Genomic DNA, 21,196 nt, shown 5'->3' with positions numbered 1-21,196 from the left:
GGTTGCGGCAATCGTGTGTCCCGCACAAGCCGGTCACGCAGAATATGCCGCTATACATGGGTTGAAACGGCTTGTAACGCACTTTACGAATCGACGCCGCCAGCTCCGCCGAAGCAGTTTAGCCCCTGAAACAAGGCTCAAAATGTGTTGCGCAGTCTGCGCCGCGCAACAAACCTGCGCTGTTATACATAAAAGAGTCGCGCAAATCGCTTGAGCGCTTGTAGAATCCGGCGTTGAAGCGTGCGCATACCGTGTGCGCTTCGTGCAATTCACTGACCACAACAGGTAGGAGAAACATGCCGACTTCCGCAAAAAAGGTGGCCAAGAAGGCTGCTGCCCCGGTACCGACCAAGAAGGTTGCTGCAAAGAAAGTCCCTGCGAAGAAAGCTTCCGCAGCTAAGAAGGTCGCCGTGAAGGCGTCCAGCGCACCGTCGCCGATCAAGGACACCTTCACGAAGGCCTCGCTGGCTACTCACGTTGCTGAACGCGCTGGCGTCGAACCGAAGGCTGCCAAGGCCGTCCTGGCCGCGCTCGAAGACACGATCCTCGGCGCTGTCCACAAGAAGGGCGCGGGCGAATTCACGCTGTCGGGTCTTCTGAAGATCGTCGTGCAAGCTGTGCCGGCCAAGAAGAAGCGCTTCGGCAAAGACCCGTTCTCGGGCGAAGAGCGCTGGTTCCCGGCCAAGCCGGCTAGCGTGCGCATCAAGGCACGCCCGCTGAAGAAGCTGAAGGACGCTGCAGCAGGCTAATCGCGCTTCTGCGCCACTTGATGCGTCGCTCACGGCTACAGTTGACGTAGCGTATTTCGAGCCTCGCACTGCAAGTAGTCTGAATCCCCGTGGATGCAAATCCACGGGGATTTTTTCATGGCGAACAACGGCGTGGTGCATCGCCGATCGATCCATGCACTCTACTAGCGCATCGTGGGCCGCAGCAGTACGATGGCAGCGAGGCGCCAGGCTTTGCGATGCGCGCTTCATGTGCATGTCTGTCGGATTCCGCGCTAAAAGCCCAATGGCATAGCGCTTGCTTGAATGAAGTCGAACACCGAATGCGCAGCGCATTCGCCTTCTATCCGACAACAAGAGCGGGGCGTGACATGCGATGCTATGACGAGATGCGTCATCATGACGATGCCGTGCGGCCACATTACGCGCGCTTTGAGCGGTGGCTAGAGAAGCAGGGCAACGAAGCAATCGCGCGCAAGCGTGCGGAAGCGGACCTGCTGTTCCGCCGGGTCGGCATCACGTTCGCCGTGAATGGCGATCTCTCCGGCACTGAGCGGCTGATTCCCTTCGATCTGATTCCACGCATCATTCCGCGCCACGAGTGGCTGACGCTGGAAGCCGGTTTGCGTCAGCGCGTGCAGGCGCTGAACCTCTTCATCCACGACGTCTATCACGATCGCAAGATCGTGCGCGCCGGCATCGTGCCCGCCGAGCAGGTGTATACCAACGCGCAATACCGGCCCGAAATGCAGGGCGTCAATGTGCCGCTCGGTGTTTACGCGCACATTGCCGGCGTCGACGTGGTGCGTGCGGGCGACGACGGCGAGTTCTACGTGCTCGAAGACAACCTGCGGGTGCCGTCGGGCGTCTCGTACATGCTCGAAAACCGCAAGATGATGATGCGGCTTTTCCCCGAGCTGTTCGTGCGCAACCGCATCGCGCCGGTCGCGCATTATCCCGATCTATTGCTCGACACGTTGCGCTCGGTGTCGCCGGAAGGCGTCGACGATCCAGTCGTCGTCGTGCTCACGCCTGGCATGTACAACTCCGCGTATTTCGAGCACACGTTCCTCGCGCAGCAGATGGGCGTCGAACTCGTGGAAGGCAAAGACCTGTTCGTCGACGACAACTACGTGTTCATGCGCACGACGCAGGGACCGAAGCGTGTCGACGTGATCTATCGCCGCGTGGACGACGACTTTCTCGACCCGCTCGCGTTCCGCAACGATTCGGCGTTGGGCGTGCCTGGCTTGCTGACCGCGTATCGCGCGGGACGCGTCGCGCTCGCGAACGCGATGGGCACCGGCATCGCCGACGACAAATCGATCTATCCGTACGTGCCCGACATGATCGACTTCTACCTGGGCGAGAAACCGATCCTCAATAACGTGCCCACGTTCCAGTGCCGCAAGCCGGACGATCTCGCGTACACGCTCGCGCATCTGGCGGAACTCGTCGTCAAGGAAGTGCATGGCGCGGGCGGCTACGGCATGCTCGTCGGACCCGCATCGACGAAGGCCGAGATTGAAGCGTTCCGCGAGCGTCTGATCGCGCGGCCGGCGGGCTATATCGCTCAACCGACGCTCGCGCTGTCCGCATGCCCGACCTTTGTCGAAGCCGGCATCGCGCCGCGCCATATCGATCTGCGTCCGTTCGTGCTGTCGGGCAAGACCGTCACGATGGTCGCAGGCGGACTGACGCGCGTCGCGTTGCAGGAGGGGTCGCTCGTCGTCAATTCGTCGCAGGGAGGCGGGACCAAAGATACGTGGATGGTCGACTGAAGCGGTTGCCGCACGGCTCCCGATAGCCGCGCGTGCAACTCAGCGCGCCGGGGCATTTGTCAGATGCCGCGGGCGCATAGGAAACCAGCGGGATAACCAGCGCGAGCCTTTAACTCAACATCTCGCGTCATCAGACACGGAACGCCGTCATGCTAAGCCGCACCGCCGATCACCTCTTCTGGATGGCCCGCTACATGGAGCGCGCGGAGAACACCGCCCGCATGCTCGACATCAACCTCAAGGCGCTTTTGTTGCCGCAGACGCCCGAACAGGAGGCGCGCGCGCAACGTTCGGTGCTGCGCATCTCCGAACTCGAGGCCGCTTTCGCCGAGCGTCATGACGAGCCGACGCGCGAACACGTGCTCGACTTCATGGTGGCGGACGCGACCAATCCGTCGAGCATCCACTCGTGTCTGCATGCGGCGCGCGAAAACGCGCGTGCGGTGCGCGGCACGTTGACGACCGAATGGTGGGAGACCATCAACGATACGTGGCTCGAATTCAACGAGCGCATTTCGTCTGGTCAGGCGTCCGGCAACCCCGGCGCGTTGTTCGAATGGGTGAAGTTTCGCTCGCACCTTTCGCGGGGCGTAACGATCGGCACCGCGTTGCAGGACGACGCATTTTTCTTCACGCAGCTCGGCACTTTTCTGGAGCGCGCCGACAACACCGCGCGCATTCTCGACGTGCGCTTTGCCGACGTCGAGCCGAATTCACGCGACGCCGCGCGTCAGTTGGAGGACTTCTATTACTGGACGTCGATCCTGAGTTCGGTGTCGGCGCTCGAGATCTATCGCAAGGTTTATCGCGACGTCGTGACGCCGGCGCGCGTCGTCGAATTGATGATCCTCAATCAGCAGATGCCGCGCTCGCTGCTGGCTTCGCTCGAAGGCGTCTGCGCGAATCTGGCGATGCTGCGCACGCCGGGCTCGAACCAGTGCGAACGGTTTGCCGGCAAGCTGCGCGCCGAACTCCTTTACTCCGACATCCGGCAAATTTTCGAAGCCGGCCTGCACGCGTATCTGACGCAGTTCCTGGCTCGCGTGTTCGAGCTGGGCAATCTCGTCGCGCGTACTTATCTGATGCTGCCAGTCGCCTGACGGAGTGCTTATGTACCTGACGATCCGCCACGAGACGTCCTATCGTTATGAAGCGACTGTCCATTACTCGATCCAGCAACTTCGGCTGACGCCGGCAAGCGGCGCGTCGCAGGTCGTGCGGCGCTGGAACATCGACGCGCCGGGCAAGCTCGACGCGGCCGTCGACGCCTATGGCAACGCGCTGCACACGCTCGTCATCAACAAGCCGCATAACGAGATCCGCCTTCACGTATCCGGCGAAGTCGACACGATTCCGCTCATCGACGGCCGTCTTCGCGACGATGCCGGCCCGATTCCGCTCGAGCATTTCACCTGCGCGACGCGTTTGACGGAGGCCGATGCGGCGGTCCGCGAACTGGCCGGATCGGTTCCTGACCTCACGAGCACGTCGAGCCTGATTGCGCTGTCCGAGCGGATCGTGGAGCGAGTCGGCTACCACCCCGGCGTGACGGAAGTGACCAGCACGGCGGCGCAGGCGCTCGAACTCGGCAACGGCGTGTGTCAGGACCACGCGCATCTGATGCTCGCATGCTGCCGGGCGCGCGGCGTCCCGGCGCGCTACGTGAGCGGCTATATCGAACCGGGCGACGTGCCGCACGCGGCGAGCCACGCGTGGGTGGACGTGTGGCTCGACGGCTGGGTTTCCGTCGACGTCACGCATGCGGCTTTTGCCAGCGAGATCTATTGCCGCCTCGCCGTGGCGCGCGATTACGAAGCCGCGGCGCCGGTGCGCGGACGGCGCATCGGCGGTAGGGAGGAGCAACTGAACGTGTCGGTGACGGTCAGCGCAAGCACGCCGCAGTAGCCGGCGAGGGGCCGCTGCGGCGCTTCGCCCACGCCAACGCGGCATCGCTATCAAGAACATAACCGCAGACGCCGTAATACGAGAAAGGGCGCATCGGCGCCGCATTACAATAGCGTCGTTCAGTCTTTTTTTGCGGGTACGTTTCACTATGACTTACTGCGTAGCGATGACCGTCGAGGAAGGTCTCGTGTTCCTTTCCGATACACGGACCAATGCGGGCGTCGATCACATCAGCACCGCGCGCAAGATGGCGGTGTTCGAGCAGCCGGGCGAGCGCATGCTGGTCCTGCTGGGCGCGGGCAATCTGTCGCTCACGCAAGCGGTGCTGCACGAACTGTCGGAACCGGCCGATGCGTCGCAGCCCACGCTGTGGAACGTGCCTACCCTGGGAGACGCCGCGCGCGTGATCGGCCAGGCGGTGCGCACCGTGCATCAGCGCGAGGCGGAGGCGCTGCAGGAATTCGGCGTCGACTTCAATTGCAGCTTTATCCTCGGCGGGCAGATTGCGGGCAACCGGCCGCGTCTTTTCATGATTTACGCGGCGGGCAACTTCATCGAGGCGTCGTCGGTGAATCCGTACTTTCAGATCGGCGAGGCGAAGTACGGCAAGCCGATCATCGACCGCGTGCTGACGCCGTCCACGCCGCTCGACGAAGCCGCGAAATGCGCGCTTATTTCAATGGATTCGACGGTGCGCTCGAACCTGTCGGTCGGGCTGCCGCTCGATCTGCTCGTCTACGAGAAGGACACGCTGCGCGTCACGCGCTTCGTGTCGATCGATCACGACAACGCTTACTTCCAGATGATTCACCGCACGTGGGGCGAGCGGCTGCGTCAGGTGTTCGGCGAGATTCCCGATCCTGACTGGCAGGAGTCGCAGCAGGTGCCGACGTTGCAGCGCGAGCGGGCGCTGGTGCTGCATCGCGCGCCGGTGGGCGCGGACGGCATCGAGCATGAATTCGACGCCAAGCCGGCGCAGACTCTGGCGCAGGCGGAAAAGGGCAAGGCGCAGCGGTAGGCTCAACCGCTGCCCGCCACAACAAAACCTACGGACGAAAAAAAACCAGCCACCGGCTTGCGCCCGTGGCTGGTTTCGAACTGCGTAAGCTTCAGCAGTCCGTCAAGCCCATTTAGAACTTGTGGCGAATGCCCAGGCTGATGATTTCCTGGCTGCTCGAACCGGCCTGGTAGCCATACGAGCCAACCGATGCACCGGCGTTGACAATGCCACCGGTCGCTGCATCGCGCTGATGACCGCTTGCGTGCTGGTATGCGCCAACGAGGTACAGGTCGGTGCGCTTCGACAGGAAGTAGTCGCCGCCCAGCGAAACCTGGTGGTAGTTCGCCGACGTGTCGCCTGCGCCGTGCGTGTAGGTGTAGCCCAGACCAAGCAGCATTGCCGGCGTGAGCTGGTAGCCAGCGTACGCGCCTGCAACGTGATACTTCTCTTGCTCTGTGAAGCCCGAGAACGCGTCCGGCTTGTATTGCGCGAAGCTATAGCGAACGTTGAACGTGAACGGACCGGTCACGTACTGTGCAGCCGCCGACGTGATGTCGATCTGCTTGGCCGATGCGTACGCGCCGTTGATGTTCGAGCCGTCGAACGTACCGTCAGACGTCACGCCTGCGTTCCACGTGCCACCCTGGTTGCCCGGAGCGACGCCGCGGCTGGTCAGCGTGTTCGCGTTCTGCATGCGGAAGTAGCCAGCTGCAACGCTGAACGGACCGCCCGACCACGTTGCTGCACCTGCCCAGGATTGGCCTGCGCCGGTGGCGCCCGCAACGCCGCCCAGTGCGTACATGCCTTCGAACTGGAAGCCGCCCCACACCGGCGAAACGTACTTGATTGCGTTGTTCGTACGCGAGCTGTTGTCGTTGTTGTCAACGTCGCCCGGCGTCGTGAACGTGCTGCCGAAGAAGTTGTCACCCGTCAGCGGCTGAACCAGGTCGACCAGCGGATCGTACTGGCGACCCAGCGTGAGCGTACCGTATGCATCTTGCGTCAAGCCGACGTATGCCTGGCGACCGAACAGCTTGGTGCCCGTGCCGTACGAACCCATCTTGCCGTTGTTCGGGTTGAAGCCGCTTTCCAACTGGAAAATCGCCTTCAAGCCACCGCCCAGGTCTTCCGAGCCCTTCAGGCCCCAGCGGCTGCCCTGCAGGTTACCCGCTGCGAGCTGCCACAGATTATTGTTAGCCGGGTTGGCGTTGTGAACGTACTGGACCGATTCATCGATCAAGCCATACAGGGTCACGCTGCTCTGAGCGTGAGCGACGCCCGTTGCGCCCAGGAGCGCCAGCGAGAGGGTAGACAGTGCGATTCGTTTCATCCATTTCTCCACGCAGATGATTAGTTTACTTGTTGCGGAAAGGAGAATAGCTCACTGCGTCAATCGGCAAGAACTGGAAAAAAAAGAGTGTCGCCAAAAACCGACAACCCGCGCAAACCCTTGTATTTAAAGCTCATCCGGGATTGTTGCCTTTTCGGCAATATTGATTCGTTGCATTCGCATTATTGTTGTTTCGTTGACGATGAACGTTTGAGTGTGCCTACTCCCCGCATTTATTTGTAATAGATATGTAATGAAGTCGTCTAGCGAAGCGACGGCGGCGGGAGCGCGCCCAAGCGGCGCCATGCATTTTGGCCGAAAAGGGGAGTAGACAGACGGGTGCGATTGTGATCCACACGCACCAACAAGGTGCGGCGCTGATTGTGTAACCGCCGGGCTATTTGGGACCGTCGTCGTCCGCGCGCGTGTGCCGCGCCATGCGGGCCGCCGCGAGGCCGGCGGCCGCGGCCAGCGCGACCGACTTCCACGGATGCTCGCGCACGTAGCGATTCGCCGCAACGGCTTTGCGGCTCGCGCCAAGCAGCGTAACGGCCGCCAGATGCGTCGCGCCCGCTTCGGCGGAAAGCACCGAGCGTCCGACGCCGAGCGCCTTCGCGCCTACCGATGCTTTTGCGTGTGTCTCGAACCGCGGCGGTTCAGCTTCGGCGGACACAGCGCCAATCCTCGAAGCCCGCGCGTCGCTCGAATCGGACGAACCGGCGTGCAACGCCGCGCCGCCCGGAACCGTCGACGCCGCCAGCACCGACGCCAGCTTCGCGCGGCTGCCCGGCGGCGCGTCGGACTGCATGCCCCAACCGCCGCGCGGATCGTTCAGCTGGCCGCGCGCCGCCGAAAATTCCGCGCCGAGCAGCAGCACCGCCGCGGAAAAGTACAGCCACATCAGCAGCACCGCGAGCGATCCGGCCGCGCCGAACGAGCTCGCCATGCCGGCGTGCGCGAGGTACAGCGCGAACAGCTTCTTGCCCGCCGAAAACAGCACCGCCGCGACCACGCCGCCGACCAGCGCATCGCGCCAACGCACGCTCGCGTCGGGCAGAAACTTCAGCAAGCCGGCGAACGCGAACGCCAGCACGAGCAAGCCAACACCGAGTTGCAGCAGATTGCCGATCACCACATAAGGCGAGTCGCCCCACAGCCACTTGCCGACATACGTGATCACCGTATCGAGCACGAGCGAGACGATCAGCAGAAACGCGACGCCCAGCACGAGCCCGAACGAGATCAGCCGCACGCGCACCAGCGCAAGCACGCTCGACGTGCGCGGACCGGTGTACGGCCATACGACGTTGAGCGCGCTGTTCAGCGAAGAGAAAGTGGCCGACGCGCCGATGGCCAGCATCGTGAACGAGATGATCGCGGCCACGCCGCCCGCGCTGCCGCTGTGATGCGCGTTTTCGACGATGGTCTGCACGCCTGCCGCGGCCTGGTCGCCGAGCAGTCCGTGGATGTGGTCGAAGAGTTCGCCGCGCGCGGCCTCGGCGCCGAAGAACCAGCCGGCCACGGCGATCACCATGACGAGCGTCGGCGCCAAAGAAAACGCGGCGTAGAACGCGATGCTCGCTGCCAGCGCAGTGCAGCGGTCTTCGGAAAACTGCTTGAGTGCTCCGATCGCCCAGTTCGCCTGCGTGCGAGCCATGTGCTGGAGGTTGCCGGCGGAAAGCGTGTCGATGTCCATGGTCGAAGTCTCACTGGTTCGGGCGGTGCGCACGCGCGAGCCGCTCGGGCCGGCCGGACGCAGCCTCCGTATGGCCGTCGTTCGCAAGCGTTGTGCCTGTGACTATAGCAAGCGCACTGGCCGCACGCCGCATTGCACACCCCGCCGCGCGCCGCATTGCATGCCGTACCGCGCGCATGCCGCTAGAATGCGATGGCCTTCCTCTCTACTTCTCTCCATCGCCATGCATTCGCACGAAGCCGTAAAGCAGTTGGACGTGATCCCCGCCGATGAACTCGCCACGCGTTTGCCGCCGCAAGTGCTCGCGCAGTTGCCGCAACAGGGCGTCACGGTTTTCTCCGTCACCGACGACGCGTCGGACACCGCCGCCTTCAGCGCGCGCTATGGCTTCGGTCTCGAGGACTGCGCGAATACGATCGTCGTGCGCTACAAGAAGGACGGCGGCGAGCACTATGCGGCGCTCGTTTCGCTCGGCTCGCTGCGGCTCGACATCAACGGAGCGGTGAAGGCGGCGCTCGGCGCGCAGCGGCTGTCGTTCGCGAAGCGTGAGCTTGCGGTCGAACTGAGCGGCATGGAGTTCGGCGGCATTACGGTTTTCGGCTTGCCGCAGGACTGGCGCATTCTCGTCGATGCCGCCGTCATGGAGCGCGCGCAGATCGTCATGGGCGCGGGCATTCGCGCGGCCAAACTGCTGCTCGCGCCGGACGTGTTGCGTCAATGGCCGCGCTGCGAAGTGGCGCAGATGACGCTCGCGGCGGAGTAACTATCGCCGGTTAAGTGAGTGACTGAGTGACTCACTGAGTAATGCAGAAGCGCCACGCGGTCCGCACAGTGGCCGCGTGGCTTGTCGACGATCAGATGATGAGGCGCGACACCTTCGTACCTTCCAGCGATACGCCCGCCATCAAGCCGCCGTTGGTCAGCACGAATGCTTCGACCGGGCTTGTGGCGGTCGACGTATCGATCGCGCCGTTCGCGCCGACCTTGAGCACCGCGACGGTTGCGTCGGCGCCCGCTGCCCAGCCCTGGCTATTGAGGAATTTGTCGAGTGCTTCCTGTGTCATGAACAGGAAGATAAGCGCCTTCGACTGCGCGCCGATCTGCAAGCCAAACGATCCCGCCACCGTGCTGTAGTAGCCGGTCGTGCGACCGCCCACGCGCAGCCCCCCTTCGCCGTATTGGCCGCCGACCCAGAAGCCCGCCGAGATCACCGACGGAAACACCAGCACGCCGCGCGCTTTCGCCACGAGTTCGCGCGAACCGCCGACGTTCGCGTAGAGACGCGAAAGCGTGGAGTCGATACCCGCGTTGATCGTGTCGCGCTTGTTGGCGTTCGCGGACGCCGACGTGCCCGACGACCCTGACGTGGTGGTGCAACCGGCAAGGCCGAGGCCCGCGGTAGCGAAAGCCGCGCCGGCCGTCGTGATGAATTGTCGTCTGCGCATGATAGTTGTCCTTTTACGTTATCGAGGCGGTTTTTGTTTATGGATCAAAGGTAATGCTGTGACGTTGGCCAAGAGGGCCAGCATCAATGATAAAGCAGCATTTGCCGTGCCTGATCCATGCCGCCCACGCAGAGGGACATTCATGCGTCGGGTGCGAGGAATCCGCGCTGAGACTCGCGCGGATTCCTCCGCGGGTTCCTTTATTCGCTGCCACGCATTACATGGCGGGACGAATGTTCTGGTTATGACGGAAGAGGTTGTGCGGATCGTAGCGGCTCTTAACCGCGACGAGCCGTTCGAAGTTCGGGCCGTATGCATCGGCGACGCGGCCCGCTTCTTCCTGCGTCATGAAGTTCACGTAGACGCTGCCGAGCGAGAACGGCGCTGCCTGCTCGAAGAAGGCACGAGCCCACGCGATGCAACGTTCGTCGTCGGCGGGATCTTCCCAGCGGCCATGCACGTTCATCGCGTATTGCGTGTCGCGGCTCGAGTAGGCGGTCGCATTCACCGGCACGCGTTGCGTTTGCGCGCCGATCTGCCCGAAGAAAATCTCGCACTGTGGAGAAGGCAGATTCTCGATCGACTGAAGCAGTGCGTCGATCAGACCATCGTCGATATTGGCGAGGTTGTGCGACTTCCAGTAGTTGCGCGATCCGGGCGCGAGCAGCGGATCGAATGCCTGTTGCCACATCGCATACGGCATTTCGCCGAGATGTTCGCCGACGGGCGTGCCGAACGTCTTCACTTGCGCGACCGCCGAAGGACCGTTTGCAATCGGCCCTGTGTAGCACATCGGGAAGATGATCACCGGCTTGCCGTGCACTTCGGCGGGCAGGAACGGCAGCGGCGGCGCGAGCCGTAGAACCGCCCACACGCTCAGGTCGTCGGGCATCTGCGCGGCTGCCGCGCGATATTTGACGAGCGCGTCTTTCGCCTCGGCGAACGGCAGCACGACGAGCCCGCCGTACACCATCGGTCCGACGGAATGCAGTGCGAATTCGAACGACGTGACCACGCCGAAATTGCCGCCGCCGCCACGAATCGCCCAGAACAGATCTTCGTTCGATTCGGCGCTGGCGCGAAGCAGTTCGCCTTCGGCGGTGACCACGTCGGCGGAAATCAGGTTGTCGATCGTCATGCCGTATTTGCGGCTGAGCCAGCCGAAGCCGCCGCCGAGCGTCAGGCCCGCGACACCCGTGGTCGAATTGATGCCGAGTGGTGTTGCAAGTCCGAAGGCTTGCGCTTCGTGATCGAAGTCCGCGAGCGTTGCGCCCGGTCCCACATACGCGCGTCTTGCAATCGGATCGATTCGCACGGACTTCATCTGCGAGAAGTCCATCACGAGACCGTCTTCGCATAGCGCGCTGCCGGCAATGTTATGACCGCCGCCGCGAAGCGCGAGCGGCAGATCATTCGCGCGCGCGAACGCGATGCCGCGACGCACGTCGGCGACGCCGGCGCAGCGCAGAATCATCGCCGGGCGGCAGTCGATCATTGCATTCCAGATGCTGCGGGCTTCGTTGAAACCGGGATCGTCGGGCAGTACTAGCTGCCCACGTATGGCGGTTTTCAGTTCTTCGATGGCGCTGCTCGACACTTGAGCCATGGCTTGTCTCCTGGTGTTGTAAGGGCGCTTTTTCAAGCGCTGTCGGCTGACCCAAGCAGACCGAAAGAATGTTGACAGCCTGGTTCAGCGTCCAGTAAACGGCGAGCTTCGCGCTACTCAAACGCACGTAAACCCGCGTGCGCTTCGCTGTTTGCTGCGAAGCACGCGCAGCGTGCCTTTGCGAGCGTGTATCGCCGACAACGGAATGCCGGCGCCGCGAATGGTGCATGTGCTTGCGGAAAAGATCGCGTGTGAAAGTGTTGGCTAGCTCTGCTAATAGCGGAGTTCTGGCGTGACAGGTATGACGAAACTCGCGTGAGTCGCGCGTTGCGTGAAAGGCTCAGCGCGGCACTTCAATGACCTTGTCGTGAGCCACGACGAAAACCCTTTCTCCACTCACGCGGCCGTCGTCGCGCGCACCGCCGGTAAAGCTGCCGAATGCGGGCAGCACGCCGCCTTGTACGCCGAAACGAAAACACGGCACGCGAACCGAGTCGTTGCGCGTCGCGATTCGATAGACAGGATGCAGATGGCCGGCGAGCGCGTACGCGCCGTCGACGGTCTGCGGGTGATGACACAGCGCCCACGGTCCAACGCGCCACGGCTCCAGCACAAGTTCCACATTGAGCGTACCAGGCAACGCGCCCGCATGCCGATCGTGATTGCCTTCTACGAGCACGATTCGCAATCTCGGATGCCGCGCGCGCCAGACATGCAATGCATCGAGAATCTCTTCGGCGTGCGCCTCGCGTGCATGCAGCAGATCGCCGAGAAAGACGAGCGTGGACGGTTCGAATTCGGCGATCAGTATGTCCAGACGCATCAGGTTGTCGGCAGTGGAACCGATGGGCACCGGCACGCCGCGCGCACGAAACACGGCGTCCTTGCCGAAATGCGCATCGGCGACGAAAAGACAGCGCAGCGCGGGATCGAAGGCCGCGCGCAAGCTCGACAGCACGAGCGGATGGCCGGCAATTTCAACGGGCAACGACGCAGGCTTCATACGCGGGCCGCCTTCTCGAGTTCCGCAAGCATGCGCTGTACGCGATCCGCGAGCTTCTCTGTACTGACTTTCTCGCGCAGGCGTCCGACGATAAGCGGAAACGCAAAGGGAGTCGGTTTTTTCGGATGCATGAGAACGAGGCGGCTCGCGTTCATTCGTTCTAGCGCGCTACGAATGCGTTTCGCGTCGAGTTCCTGCAATAGCACTTCGGTATCAGCCTGATCGAGTAACAGATTGCCGCTGTCATGATTGCGGAAGATCTCATAGAAAAGGCCGCTGGAGGCCTGCAATTGCCGGGCGCTTTTCTGCTGCCCTGGATGTCCCTGAAACACGAGCCCCGACACGCGCGCAATTTCGCGGAATCGTCGTCGAGACAACTCCGACGAATTGAGGCTCGCCAGAATGTCGTGATCGAGTTGTTCCGCCGAGAGCAATCCACTCTCCAATGCCGAGGCCCAGTCGAATGGTTGCGCGGACAACAGCTCGAAACCGTAGTCGTTCATTGAAATAGAAAAAGTACCGGGCTTCTCTCGCGCGATTCTCCAGGCGAGCAATGCGCCAAGACCGATATGCGCGGTGCGCCCCGCAAATGGATAACAGAAGAAGTGATGCCCTTCGCGCGACTTGAGTACTTCGGCCACCAGCAAACCTGGCTGCGGCAGAGCCGACCATTTCTGCTGCAATTCGAGCAGCGGCCGAACGGCGCGCATCTCGGGTTCGTCATAGATGCCGCCGGCGGCGCGCGCGAGCATCGTCAACGTCGCCTCGGCGAGTTCCGAGGAGAGCGGCATGCGGCTGCCCGCCCATTGCGGCATCGCGCCGCGTGCCGAGATCGCGCGTTTGACCCATGCAGTCATGTCCTGCACGCGAATCAATTCGAGCGCACGTCCGCCGAAGGTAAAAATATCGCCGGGTTTCAGCCGCGAAATAAACGACTCTTCGATTGCGCCTATGCGGCCGCCCGCCAGATACGCGACATTCAGCGTGCCGTTCGCGACGATGGTGCCGACGTTGTTGCGATGCCGCCGCACGAGATCTTCGCGCGGCACGCGGTACAGGCCGTCGTTTCGCGCACCACGCGGTGGTAGTCCGGATACGCGCGCAACGCGGTGCCGCCGCCTTCGACGAAACCTAATGCCCAATCGAATTCACTTTGCGTCAGATGCCGGTACGCGTACGTCGTGCGAACTTCGTCGTAGAGATCGCGCGCGTCGAAGCCGCCGCCAATTGCCACTGTCACCAGATGCTGAACGAGAACATCAAACGGTTTGTCCGGCGTTTCGCGGCTTTCTATTTGCCGCTTCGCGACTGCCTCGCGCGCGGCGGCCGCTTCGACGAGTTCCAGCGCGTGCGTGGGCACGATGGTCACGCGCGACGGCCGTCCCGGCGCGTGACCCGAGCGGCCGGCGCGCTGCATCAAACGCGCGACGCCTTTCGGCGAGCCGATCTGAAACACGCGCTCCACAGGCAGAAAGTCGACGCCGAGATCCAGGCTCGATGTGCATACAACGACCTTTAGCAAGCCGTTCTTCAAGCCGCGCTCGACCCATTCGCGCACTTCCTGATCGAGCGAACCATGATGCAACGCAATTGCGCCGGCCCATTGCGGACGCGCTTCGAGCAGTGCCTGATACCAGACTTCGCATTGCGAGCGCGTGTTGGTAAATACGAGCGATGTCTGCGCCTCGCCGATTGCATCGGCCACGGCCTCGACCTGGCGCATTCCCATATGACCGCCCCACGGAAATCGCTCGATGGTCTCGGGAATAACCGTGTCCACGATCAATGCCTTTGGCAGCTTGCCGTGCACGCTGACACGCGGGGTTCTGACCGGGGAGAGCAATACATCGGCGGCGAAGGGAAGGTTGCCGAGCGTCGCCGACAAGCCCCATATCTGCAAATCGGGCCGCCAATGCGCGAGCCGCGCCAGCGCCAGTTGTGTCTGCGTGCCGCGCTTGTTGCCGAGCAGTTCATGCCATTCGTCGACGACCACGAGCTTTACGTGCGAGAGTACTTCGCGCGCATCGGGTCTCGTCAGGATCAGCGACAGACTCTCGGGCGTCGTGATCAGCGCTGACGGCATGCGCCGGTTTTGCCGCGCGCGTTCGGCGGTGGACGTATCGCCGGTTCGCAAGCCTACTGTCCACGGCACGGCCAGTTCGATCGCCGAGCTTTGCAATGCGCGTGCCGTATCGGCGGCAAGGGCGCGCATCGGCGTGATCCAGAGGACGGTGAGCGGCTCGGGCTGCATGCTTGTGGCGCGCCGACGCGTCGCCGCTGAAAGGGAAGGTACGGCTCGCGCGAACGCGCCAAGCGCGCCGAACCAGATGGCCCACGTCTTGCCCGCGCCCGTGGTTGCATGCAGCAGGCCGCTCGCGCCTCGCTCCATCTCGCGCCACACCTCGCGCTGAAAATCGAACGGCTGCCAACGCCGCGCTTCGAACCACGCATGCAGCTTCCCGGCGAAAGGGCGCCGCGCCGCCTCTTCGTCGATGGAAAACGGCAGCGGCTCGAATGCCGGCTCGCGAGCGTCGAGCCGCGCCTGTTGCTCGCGGCTGCGCGGAATGCGTCGCGGCCGTGGCGCGCGGGGTCGCTCCGGCACGGCCGAAGGCGGCGCACTGTCCTGCTTGTCGGGATCGACCGGCTCGTTCATTGAAAGTTGAAAGCGCTCGTTGGCATCGGGTTGCGCAGGACGATACTTCGCCGTACCTCTTCTACGTGGACCGCGCGCGCAAAGCGCTGGTTCAAGAGAATTGCGCTGACACGCCGCCGCGGTCCATGTTTAAATGCCTCGCTTCAGACGCGCGGGCTCCCGCCATTGGCCATCGGCAAGCGGGTACGCGCTGAACCTGCGCTCGATTCATAACGGAGTTGACGGTGAATAACAAGTTCGCAGCGTTGCCCCGATCACCCCTGCAAATTGCAGCCGCGCAAGCGCAACCGGTTTGCGGAGACGTGACGGCAAACATCATGAAGACGGTCGAATTGACCGGTCTTGCCGCCGATCGCGGTGCCCGACTGGTGGTTTTTCCCGAGAAGTTCCTGAGCGGCTATGAACCCGGCCTGATCGCCGGCGATCCCGCGCAATACGCATTCGAACTCGCCGATGCACGTCTCGATCCGATCCGCGAGATTTGCCGCCGACGCGGCATTGCGGCAATTGCCGGCGCGGCCACGCGCGGCGCGGACGGCCTGCATATTTCGTCGCTCGTATTCGATTGCCGCGGCGAGGACGCAAAGCCGTATCACAAGCAGTATCTATATAGAAGCGAAGCGGAAATCTACCGGCCGGGCACGCAAGGCTGCATGCTCGAACTCGACGGATGGCGGCTCGCACTTGGCGTGTGCTACGACTCGGGCTTTCCCGAGCACGCGCGCATGGCGGCGGTAAACGGCGCGCACGCCTATCTCGTGAGCGGGCTCTTTAGCGTGAAGTCCGGCTATCACCAGTCGCGCATCTGGTTCCCCGCACGCGCGTTCGACAATACGATGTATGTGTTGCTGTCGAATCACGTCGGCATGACCGGCGGCTGGGACACATGCGGTGCGAGCGCAGTCTGGAGTCCCTATGGCGATGTGATTGAAGAAGCCAGCCGCGAACGGGAAGAAGTCATCGTCGCGCGGCTCGATCCGGCCGTGCTTGCCGACGTTCGCGAACGGGAAACGGCGCTGGCGGATTTCGTCGCGCATGGCGATATGGCGGCCGATAACGTTGCGGTGCTGCCGCTGGATTAGCAGCGCGCTCTATTCCGTGCGCTAGAATGAACCGTACTACCCATCTGGAGATTCGTTTTGAAATCTATCGTTGCTCTGCTTGCCGCTACTGTACTTTCGTCGACGGCGATGGCTGCCGCTTCTACTGAGAAGCTGCCTTCGGGCGTGGTTGTCGAACACCTCGTGCAAGGCACCGGCGCGCAGCCGGCCGCCACCGATGTCGTGAAGGTCAACTATCGCGGCACGCTTGCGAACGGCACTGAATTCGACGCGTCCGCGAAACACGGCGGTCCGGCAACGTTCCCGCTGAACCGCGTGATTCCGTGCTGGACGCAGGGCGTGCAAACCATGAAAGTGGGCGGCAAGGCAAAACTGACGTGCCCGGCCGCCACCGCCTACGGCAGCCGCGCCGTGGGCACGATTCCGCCGAACAGCGACTTGACGTTCGAAGTCGAACTGGTCGACATCGTCAAATAAGGCGCGACGTGCGCTGAAACGCAACCCCGCGACGGATAACGTAGCGGGGTTTTTTTATGGGCTGCAGTGGCCCGCAGTGGCCCGCAGTCGGATAGAGGATGGAATAAAACACGACAACACCGCGTAGGGCATAAAGAACGACGTCTTTTCAACTCGCCGCCTACTCGCTCGTTTACCAGTGCTGTTGTAGTCATTCATCGTGCATGAGGAGCATCTGCCATGAATATCGACTTTCATTACGGCGTGGTCTATATCGTCGCGCGAGTTGGCGGAATGACGCCGAGCCAGGCGCTGACCGTCGCCCATGCCTGCCAGTATGTCGACGATGCAACCACGCCGGGCATCCTGCGCTTTCAGGGCGGCGAGACGTTCGAACGCTTCGCCACCGCGCACAAGACCTTCGACTATGCGAATACAGAGAACGACCAGAACCGGCTCGTGTGGGCGCCGTTTCATTTTCTGCCGGCAGGAGAGGGTGCAACGCTCGACGAAAAAGCCGTGTGCCGCGCGGACAGCGCGGTCGCGCGCGAGGTGGTGCGGCGCGCTATCCGGCAGCGCAGCACGGAGATGGGCTTGCATCGTCTCGGCGTGACGCTGCATACGTATGTGGATACGTGGGCGCATCAGGGGTTCGCGGGCATCGAAAGTCCGGGCAACCGGGTTCATTCTCTCGAGGCGCAAGATTGCACGCGCACGGGCTGGCTCGAGAATCTCACACTCGCCATGCAGCACCTGGTGCAGCACGTCGAAGCCGATGTTCTGACGCTTGCGCTACCTGTGGGCCACGGCGCCGCGTTGCATTATCCCGATCAGCCGTGGGCGAAATGGCATTACATCGACGGCAGGAATATGTTCATACAGCGACACAACCTGCCGGAGTTTGTCGAGGCCGCCGACATGGCGTGCCGTGCGGTTCGCGCGTATGTGGCCGGGCGCGAAGACTTCGAAAACGAAGAGGGCATGCCGCAAAACGTGAAAGCGACGCTCACCGAATTGCTCGATACCAACCGGATCATGGACGACAACGAGCGGTTGCGGGCGATCTGCGAGTTCGTGAAGGAGGGCGGCATTCCCGGCCTGAAAGAGGCCATTCCGGACTACGTGCCGAAGGGAGTCGGCTCATGGAAGTACAAAGCCACCGGTCTTCGCGCGGAAGACGACTCCGGCGAAAAGCCCGTGTGGAGCGAGGCATTCGAAAAGAGCGACTACCGGCTCTTTCATGACGCGGTAAAACAGCACCGTTTCGTGACGACTCAGGAAGTGCTGCCGGCTCACGGCCTGCGAATCGCATGATGCGTTCATGCGGGAATGAGTAGAGACCGCCACGCGGGCGGCCTCTTTATGTCTTTATGGCCCGGTTTCAGATGAAAGTACTGACCGCCCCGCCCGAACGCTCAAAGCGATAGCGTCGCCTCAATAACCCCAGCGTTGCCGCTCGCGCCATTCATGCTCGCGCCAGTGCTCGCGACGCCATTCGCGTTCTCGCCATTCGCGGCGTTTGCGCCACCCGTCGCGGCCGTCATAAGCGCGATAACCGCCATAGGCTACGGCGACCGGGGCAGGGCCGTACGCAACCGGAGGCGCCACATAAACGGGCTGCGGCGCATAGACGCCGACCGGAATGCCGACGCCGACGGCGAGATTCACATGGGCAGAAGCAACCGACGATGCGGCGAGAACTGCCAGACCGAGTGCTGCGCCAACGATCTTCTTGTTCATTTTCCTTCTCCTTGCACTTGAAGTGCGCTGCCAAAGCTTTGTCTCGATGGACGGCTGAAGTGTAGAAGCGCGCCCACGACACAGGGGAAACAGCGCTGCGAGATTGGTAACGCACGGTTACGGCCACTGCGGCGTTAAAAAATGAACTCGAAGCCTTTGAATCTCCGAATGCTTGCCTATAGTAGAAGCGGCTCTTGCCGCAATGCACAGTGCCGCCTTTTCTCGATACAGGTGACGGGGAACCGACATGACGCCATCGAATGCCGCGATCTATCAGGCCCAGACTTGCACGCCCGAGTCGCTGCGAATTCTGGCGGCCTATCTTGAACTGGCGCTCGACGAGGGCGAAAGCGTCGTTCTCATGAGAATTGGAGCGCACGTGCGCAGTGTTTATATCGGCGATCCGTCCGCTTCTCTGGAAGATTTGCGCGATGAGGGCGTGGTACAGGCCGAGCAGGCTGACGAGATTCTCGCGCTGACCCGCATAGGACTTAACCGGATCACCGCCGATGGCCAGCAGTATCGCTTTTTGCGCAGCGTCAGATACATTGCGGACCGTCAGGTTGTCGTTTTTACCCCGACCTGAGCTGTCCGGCAACAATTGGAAAGAAAGAGAGTGTCGGAATAAACAAAGAAGCAACGCGTAATAAAGAGTCCATAAAAAGTGGCACAGGCAAAGAACGAATGCATGCTAAAGGCGTCTATCGATTGCATCGAAGAGAACTTTTTGTATTCCGCACGCGTAGAGCAAGTCAGAATTCGGTTTTTTATGGCCATCCGGCTATGCCGTTCCCACGTTATTCATGGCATAGTTCGTTCGATTACCACATAAGGAGCAATTCAATGCCCACGTTAGAGCAAATCCAGGCAAAGCTTAAGAAGCTCCAGGCGCAAGCTGACGCCCTTATTGCAAGGAAAGCGCAAGTCGCAATCGACCAGATTCGCGAATTGATGCTTAAGCACGGCCTGACTACCGCCGACATCGAAGCGCAAGCAAAAGCGCGGGGCGCGGCCAAGGGCCTTAACGGCCATGCCGGCAACGCAAAGGCCGCGGCAGCCGGACAGAAGATTCCGAAGTATCGCGATCACAAAACCGGTGCGACCTGGACCGGACACGGCCGCGCGCCCGGTTGGATTGCAACCGCGAAAGACCGCAGCGTGTTTCTCATCGACGGCGCAAGCGAATCGAAGTGGGGCAGCGTTGCCGCTAACAACGCGAAAGCCAAAGGTCAGCCGAAAGGCGCGCAACCGCCGAAGTATCGCAATCCGTCAACCGGTGCGACCTGGAGCGGACGCGGCCCGGCGCCTGCATGGCTTGCATCGGTGAAGGATCGCAGCAGGTTTCTGATCGACGGCGGCGCAGCGTCGGTGGCGGGTAAGGCCGGTAAAGTGAAATCCGCGGCTGCGAAAAAGGTTGTGGCGAAAAAGGCGCGGGCGGGTAGTCAATCTGTTGCCACTAAAAAAGCTGCGGTAAAACCCGCTGCAAAGAAAACCGCCGCGCGAAAAGTCACCGCGAAGAAGGCAGCAACGAAAGCTGCAAGCAAAGCCGCGAGCAAACTTCCGGGCCGCAAGAAAGCCGCAAGTTCGCAACCCGCAGTGACCGCTGCGGCACCGGTCGCGTCCGCCGCGGCGAGCGCATAAGCGCACTGCACTGGCACAGCGAAGTACATGACGAGCGTACATGAATCGCCCCAGCAGGAGGATCGGGTTCTCCTGCTGGACTCAGTTCCTCATCCCGCAGCCGACGCAGCGGAGCCGTTCATTGTCGCGAGCGATCGCCGCGTGATTCTCGCTTATCCGATTGCGGAATCCGACTTCGAGCGGTTCGGTCCGTTCGATCCCGACGACGATCCGTTCTGCGCAGTGTTATTCCCCGACACGGTGTTTCATCGGCTAGGGCCACCGGGCGATGGCGATCTCGAGATTCATCCGCTCGCGTCGCAAGGTCTGGCCGCTTTTGCCGCACAGGAAGTGATCAACTCTTCTCTTGTCGATGAACTCGCCGCAGTGTCATTGCCGGAACTGGCGAAGCGTCATTTCGTCATTACGTTTCTGGAGTCCACGTTCGAGTGCATAGCGTCCGATTACACGCTGGTCGGTGTATACGGCGCGGCTGAAATCGCAAGCCGCGAGGCATTTGCACTGGTACGGTAGATCTATCCAGAGCGGCGCTGCCTGTTCGCCGCGCGCCAGGTTAGTTGCCCGGATCGAGTACCGGGCGCTCCGGTTCTGCAAGTGTTCTATAAGGCAATTGCGGGGCGCGCGGGTTGGTCGTCGTATTGTCGATTACGCGTTCGACGTCCGCAGTTTTCGCGAGTTCGCTGAGGAACGCCTGCTTGTCGAAGCCAGACGATACGCAGCCTTCCACATAGACAAAGCGACGTTGCAGCGTGAGCCAAAGCGTCGAATGTTCGCGCCAATGAGTCGCGGCATTGATATTGGCGAGACGCCGCTGCACGGCCTCCGCAATTTCCTTGTCGTACAGATAAGCGTTGGGTAAGCGGCAACGCCCTTCTATCCAGCAACTGTTGCCGCGTTCAATGCGGTAATGACTGTCGGCGAGCCATTCCTGTTCGGTTTCGAGTGGGCCGAGCGGTGCTGGGCATCCGTCAATGGCTTTGGAAATCTGAAAGAACGGGTCATGTCCGCGATTGATTCGCTGTTCTTCGCCGCGAGCCAAAGACAGAACCAAAAACAACGATAGACATAAAGCCGCGCATTGCAATGCACTCGCCGGCCGCTGCGTGAATCGTCTCAGTATCATGCTGATTGTCTCCACTCGTTGCGCAGCG

19 protein-coding genes and 1 pseudogene are annotated in these 21,196 nt (G+C 62.0%); 12 read left to right on the top strand and 8 right to left on the bottom strand.

Annotated features, from left to right (window positions below; translation table 11 throughout):
* The first annotated feature begins 296 nt into the window (after positions 1 to 296).
* The 5 genes from CUJ91_RS27705 to CUJ91_RS27685 all read left to right on the top strand — a co-directional run bounded on the left by CUJ91_RS27705 (position 297) and on the right by CUJ91_RS27685 (position 5,432).
* The gene (locus CUJ91_RS27705; protein WP_006049491.1) at positions 297 to 749 is read left to right on the top strand and encodes an HU family DNA-binding protein; all 453 of its coding nucleotides are present in this window, start codon (positions 297 to 299) and stop codon (positions 747 to 749) included.
* A gap of 350 nt (positions 750 to 1,099) precedes the next feature.
* Positions 1,100 to 2,509: a circularly permuted type 2 ATP-grasp protein gene (locus CUJ91_RS27700; RefSeq protein WP_114158085.1), complete on the top strand. Its 1,410-nt coding sequence runs from the start codon at positions 1,100 to 1,102 to the stop codon at positions 2,507 to 2,509.
* A gap of 149 nt (positions 2,510 to 2,658) precedes the next feature.
* A complete protein-coding gene (locus CUJ91_RS27695; RefSeq protein WP_006049489.1) occupies positions 2,659 to 3,609 on the top strand; it encodes an alpha-E domain-containing protein in 951 nt (316 codons plus the stop codon).
* A gap of 10 nt (positions 3,610 to 3,619) precedes the next feature.
* The gene (locus CUJ91_RS27690; RefSeq protein ID WP_006049488.1) at positions 3,620 to 4,414 is read left to right on the top strand and encodes a transglutaminase family protein; all 795 of its coding nucleotides are present in this window, start codon (positions 3,620 to 3,622) and stop codon (positions 4,412 to 4,414) included.
* Between the two features lie 148 nt (positions 4,415 to 4,562).
* Positions 4,563 to 5,432 carry a proteasome-type protease gene (locus CUJ91_RS27685; RefSeq protein ID WP_114157646.1) on the top strand — a complete coding sequence of 290 codons (870 nt, stop codon included), beginning with the start codon at positions 4,563 to 4,565 and terminating at the stop codon, positions 5,430 to 5,432.
* A gap of 112 nt (positions 5,433 to 5,544) precedes the next feature.
* Here the strand turns inward: CUJ91_RS27685 and CUJ91_RS27680 are convergent, their stop codons facing one another.
* Together CUJ91_RS27680 and CUJ91_RS27675 are read right to left on the bottom strand one after the other, a co-directional pair.
* A complete protein-coding gene (locus tag CUJ91_RS27680) occupies positions 5,545 to 6,744 on the bottom strand; it encodes a porin (RefSeq protein WP_006049486.1) in 1,200 nt (399 codons plus the stop codon).
* A 397-nt stretch (positions 6,745 to 7,141) separates the two neighbouring features.
* Positions 7,142 to 8,440 (bottom strand): YihY/virulence factor BrkB family protein, encoded by a 1,299-nt coding sequence (locus CUJ91_RS27675; RefSeq protein ID WP_114157645.1) that lies wholly within the window; start codon positions 8,438 to 8,440, stop codon positions 7,142 to 7,144.
* 223 nt (positions 8,441 to 8,663) lie between these two features.
* Between CUJ91_RS27675 and CUJ91_RS27670 the strand changes: the two genes are divergently transcribed.
* Positions 8,664 to 9,203, top strand: coding sequence for a YbaK/EbsC family protein (locus CUJ91_RS27670; protein ID WP_053860038.1), 540 nt, complete (start codon positions 8,664 to 8,666; stop codon positions 9,201 to 9,203).
* A 91-nt stretch (positions 9,204 to 9,294) separates the two neighbouring features.
* Here CUJ91_RS27670 and CUJ91_RS27665 read toward each other — a convergent pair whose 3' ends face one another.
* The 4 genes and pseudogenes from CUJ91_RS27665 to CUJ91_RS27650 all read right to left on the bottom strand — a co-directional run bounded on the left by CUJ91_RS27665 (position 9,295) and on the right by CUJ91_RS27650 (position 15,147).
* Positions 9,295 to 9,885 (bottom strand): BPSL1445 family SYLF domain-containing lipoprotein, encoded by a 591-nt coding sequence (locus CUJ91_RS27665; RefSeq protein WP_006049483.1) that lies wholly within the window; start codon positions 9,883 to 9,885, stop codon positions 9,295 to 9,297.
* A gap of 217 nt (positions 9,886 to 10,102) precedes the next feature.
* Positions 10,103 to 11,491, bottom strand: a complete 1,389-nt coding sequence (locus CUJ91_RS27660; protein WP_114157644.1) for an FAD-binding oxidoreductase — start codon at positions 11,489 to 11,491, stop codon at positions 10,103 to 10,105.
* Positions 11,492 to 11,831: 340 nt separating this feature from the next.
* Positions 11,832 to 12,494, bottom strand: a complete 663-nt coding sequence (gene pdeM, locus CUJ91_RS27655) for a ligase-associated DNA damage response endonuclease PdeM (RefSeq protein ID WP_053860040.1) — start codon at positions 12,492 to 12,494, stop codon at positions 11,832 to 11,834.
* A pseudogene (locus tag CUJ91_RS27650) lies at positions 12,491 to 15,147 on the bottom strand (ligase-associated DNA damage response DEXH box helicase). The gene pdeM and the pseudogene CUJ91_RS27650 overlap by 4 nt, the downstream one beginning before the upstream one ends.
* Positions 15,148 to 15,371: 224 nt before the next feature.
* Here CUJ91_RS27650 and CUJ91_RS27645 point away from each other — a divergent pair.
* The 3 genes from CUJ91_RS27645 (at position 15,372) to CUJ91_RS27635 (ending at position 17,978) form a co-directional block, all read left to right on the top strand.
* Positions 15,372 to 16,229 carry a carbon-nitrogen hydrolase family protein gene (locus CUJ91_RS27645; RefSeq protein ID WP_114157643.1) on the top strand — a complete coding sequence of 286 codons (858 nt, stop codon included), beginning with the start codon at positions 15,372 to 15,374 and terminating at the stop codon, positions 16,227 to 16,229.
* A 57-nt stretch (positions 16,230 to 16,286) separates the two neighbouring features.
* On the top strand, positions 16,287 to 16,685 hold the full coding sequence (locus CUJ91_RS27640) for an FKBP-type peptidyl-prolyl cis-trans isomerase (RefSeq protein ID WP_029966664.1): 399 nt from the start codon (positions 16,287 to 16,289) through the stop codon (positions 16,683 to 16,685).
* 219 nt (positions 16,686 to 16,904) lie between these two features.
* Positions 16,905 to 17,978, top strand: a complete 1,074-nt coding sequence (locus tag CUJ91_RS27635) for a DUF6765 family protein (protein ID WP_029966662.1) — start codon at positions 16,905 to 16,907, stop codon at positions 17,976 to 17,978.
* 120 nt (positions 17,979 to 18,098) lie between these two features.
* Here the strand turns inward: CUJ91_RS27635 and CUJ91_RS27630 are convergent, their stop codons facing one another.
* Positions 18,099 to 18,404 carry a hypothetical protein gene (locus CUJ91_RS27630; protein WP_114157642.1) on the bottom strand — a complete coding sequence of 102 codons (306 nt, stop codon included), beginning with the start codon at positions 18,402 to 18,404 and terminating at the stop codon, positions 18,099 to 18,101.
* Positions 18,405 to 18,651: 247 nt separating this feature from the next.
* Here CUJ91_RS27630 and CUJ91_RS27625 point away from each other — a divergent pair, with 247 nt between their 5' ends.
* The 3 genes from CUJ91_RS27625 to CUJ91_RS27615 all read left to right on the top strand — a co-directional run bounded on the left by CUJ91_RS27625 (position 18,652) and on the right by CUJ91_RS27615 (position 20,558).
* The gene (locus CUJ91_RS27625; RefSeq protein WP_029966658.1) at positions 18,652 to 18,990 is read left to right on the top strand and encodes a hypothetical protein; all 339 of its coding nucleotides are present in this window, start codon (positions 18,652 to 18,654) and stop codon (positions 18,988 to 18,990) included.
* Positions 18,991 to 19,247: 257 nt separating this feature from the next.
* Positions 19,248 to 20,045, top strand: a complete 798-nt coding sequence (locus CUJ91_RS27620) for an H-NS family nucleoid-associated regulatory protein (RefSeq protein ID WP_114157641.1) — start codon at positions 19,248 to 19,250, stop codon at positions 20,043 to 20,045.
* Positions 20,046 to 20,072: 27 nt separating this feature from the next.
* Positions 20,073 to 20,558, top strand: coding sequence for a hypothetical protein (locus CUJ91_RS27615; protein ID WP_114157640.1), 486 nt, complete (start codon positions 20,073 to 20,075; stop codon positions 20,556 to 20,558).
* A gap of 40 nt (positions 20,559 to 20,598) precedes the next feature.
* On the opposite strand, the gene CUJ91_RS27610 is transcribed toward CUJ91_RS27615, so the two are convergent.
* Positions 20,599 to 21,168, bottom strand: a complete 570-nt coding sequence (locus CUJ91_RS27610; RefSeq protein WP_107706848.1) for a hypothetical protein — start codon at positions 21,166 to 21,168, stop codon at positions 20,599 to 20,601.
* Between the last annotated feature and the right edge of the window lie 28 nt (positions 21,169 to 21,196).

The sequence above is a fragment of the Paraburkholderia graminis genome (assembly GCF_003330785.1).
In the GTDB taxonomy this organism is placed as follows: Bacteria; Pseudomonadota; Gammaproteobacteria; order Burkholderiales; family Burkholderiaceae; genus Paraburkholderia; species Paraburkholderia graminis.
Note: the sequence above shows the minus strand (reverse complement) of the source record. Positions and strands in the feature narration are given on the sequence as shown.

Coding starts and splice junctions, on each gene's coding strand:
- CUJ91_RS27625 (WP_029966658.1), top strand. CDS start 18,652: ATGACGCCATCGAATGCCGCGATCTATCAGGCCCAGACTTGCACGCCC.
- pdeM (WP_053860040.1), bottom strand. CDS start 12,494: ATGAAGCCTGCGTCGTTGCCCGTTGAAATTGCCGGCCATCCGCTCGTG.
- CUJ91_RS27680 (WP_006049486.1), bottom strand. CDS start 6,744: ATGAAACGAATCGCACTGTCTACCCTCTCGCTGGCGCTCCTGGGCGCA.
- CUJ91_RS27620 (WP_114157641.1), top strand. CDS start 19,248: ATGCCCACGTTAGAGCAAATCCAGGCAAAGCTTAAGAAGCTCCAGGCG.
- CUJ91_RS27660 (WP_114157644.1), bottom strand. CDS start 11,491: ATGGCTCAAGTGTCGAGCAGCGCCATCGAAGAACTGAAAACCGCCATA.
- CUJ91_RS27610 (WP_107706848.1), bottom strand. CDS start 21,168: ATGATACTGAGACGATTCACGCAGCGGCCGGCGAGTGCATTGCAATGC.
- CUJ91_RS27615 (WP_114157640.1), top strand. CDS start 20,073: ATGACGAGCGTACATGAATCGCCCCAGCAGGAGGATCGGGTTCTCCTG.
- CUJ91_RS27685 (WP_114157646.1), top strand. CDS start 4,563: ATGACTTACTGCGTAGCGATGACCGTCGAGGAAGGTCTCGTGTTCCTT.
- CUJ91_RS27635 (WP_029966662.1), top strand. CDS start 16,905: ATGAATATCGACTTTCATTACGGCGTGGTCTATATCGTCGCGCGAGTT.
- CUJ91_RS27675 (WP_114157645.1), bottom strand. CDS start 8,440: ATGGACATCGACACGCTTTCCGCCGGCAACCTCCAGCACATGGCTCGC.
- CUJ91_RS27630 (WP_114157642.1), bottom strand. CDS start 18,404: ATGAACAAGAAGATCGTTGGCGCAGCACTCGGTCTGGCAGTTCTCGCC.
- CUJ91_RS27690 (WP_006049488.1), top strand. CDS start 3,620: ATGTACCTGACGATCCGCCACGAGACGTCCTATCGTTATGAAGCGACT.
- CUJ91_RS27705 (WP_006049491.1), top strand. CDS start 297: ATGCCGACTTCCGCAAAAAAGGTGGCCAAGAAGGCTGCTGCCCCGGTA.
- CUJ91_RS27665 (WP_006049483.1), bottom strand. CDS start 9,885: ATGCGCAGACGACAATTCATCACGACGGCCGGCGCGGCTTTCGCTACC.
- CUJ91_RS27670 (WP_053860038.1), top strand. CDS start 8,664: ATGCATTCGCACGAAGCCGTAAAGCAGTTGGACGTGATCCCCGCCGAT.
- CUJ91_RS27695 (WP_006049489.1), top strand. CDS start 2,659: ATGCTAAGCCGCACCGCCGATCACCTCTTCTGGATGGCCCGCTACATG.
- CUJ91_RS27700 (WP_114158085.1), top strand. CDS start 1,100: ATGCGATGCTATGACGAGATGCGTCATCATGACGATGCCGTGCGGCCA.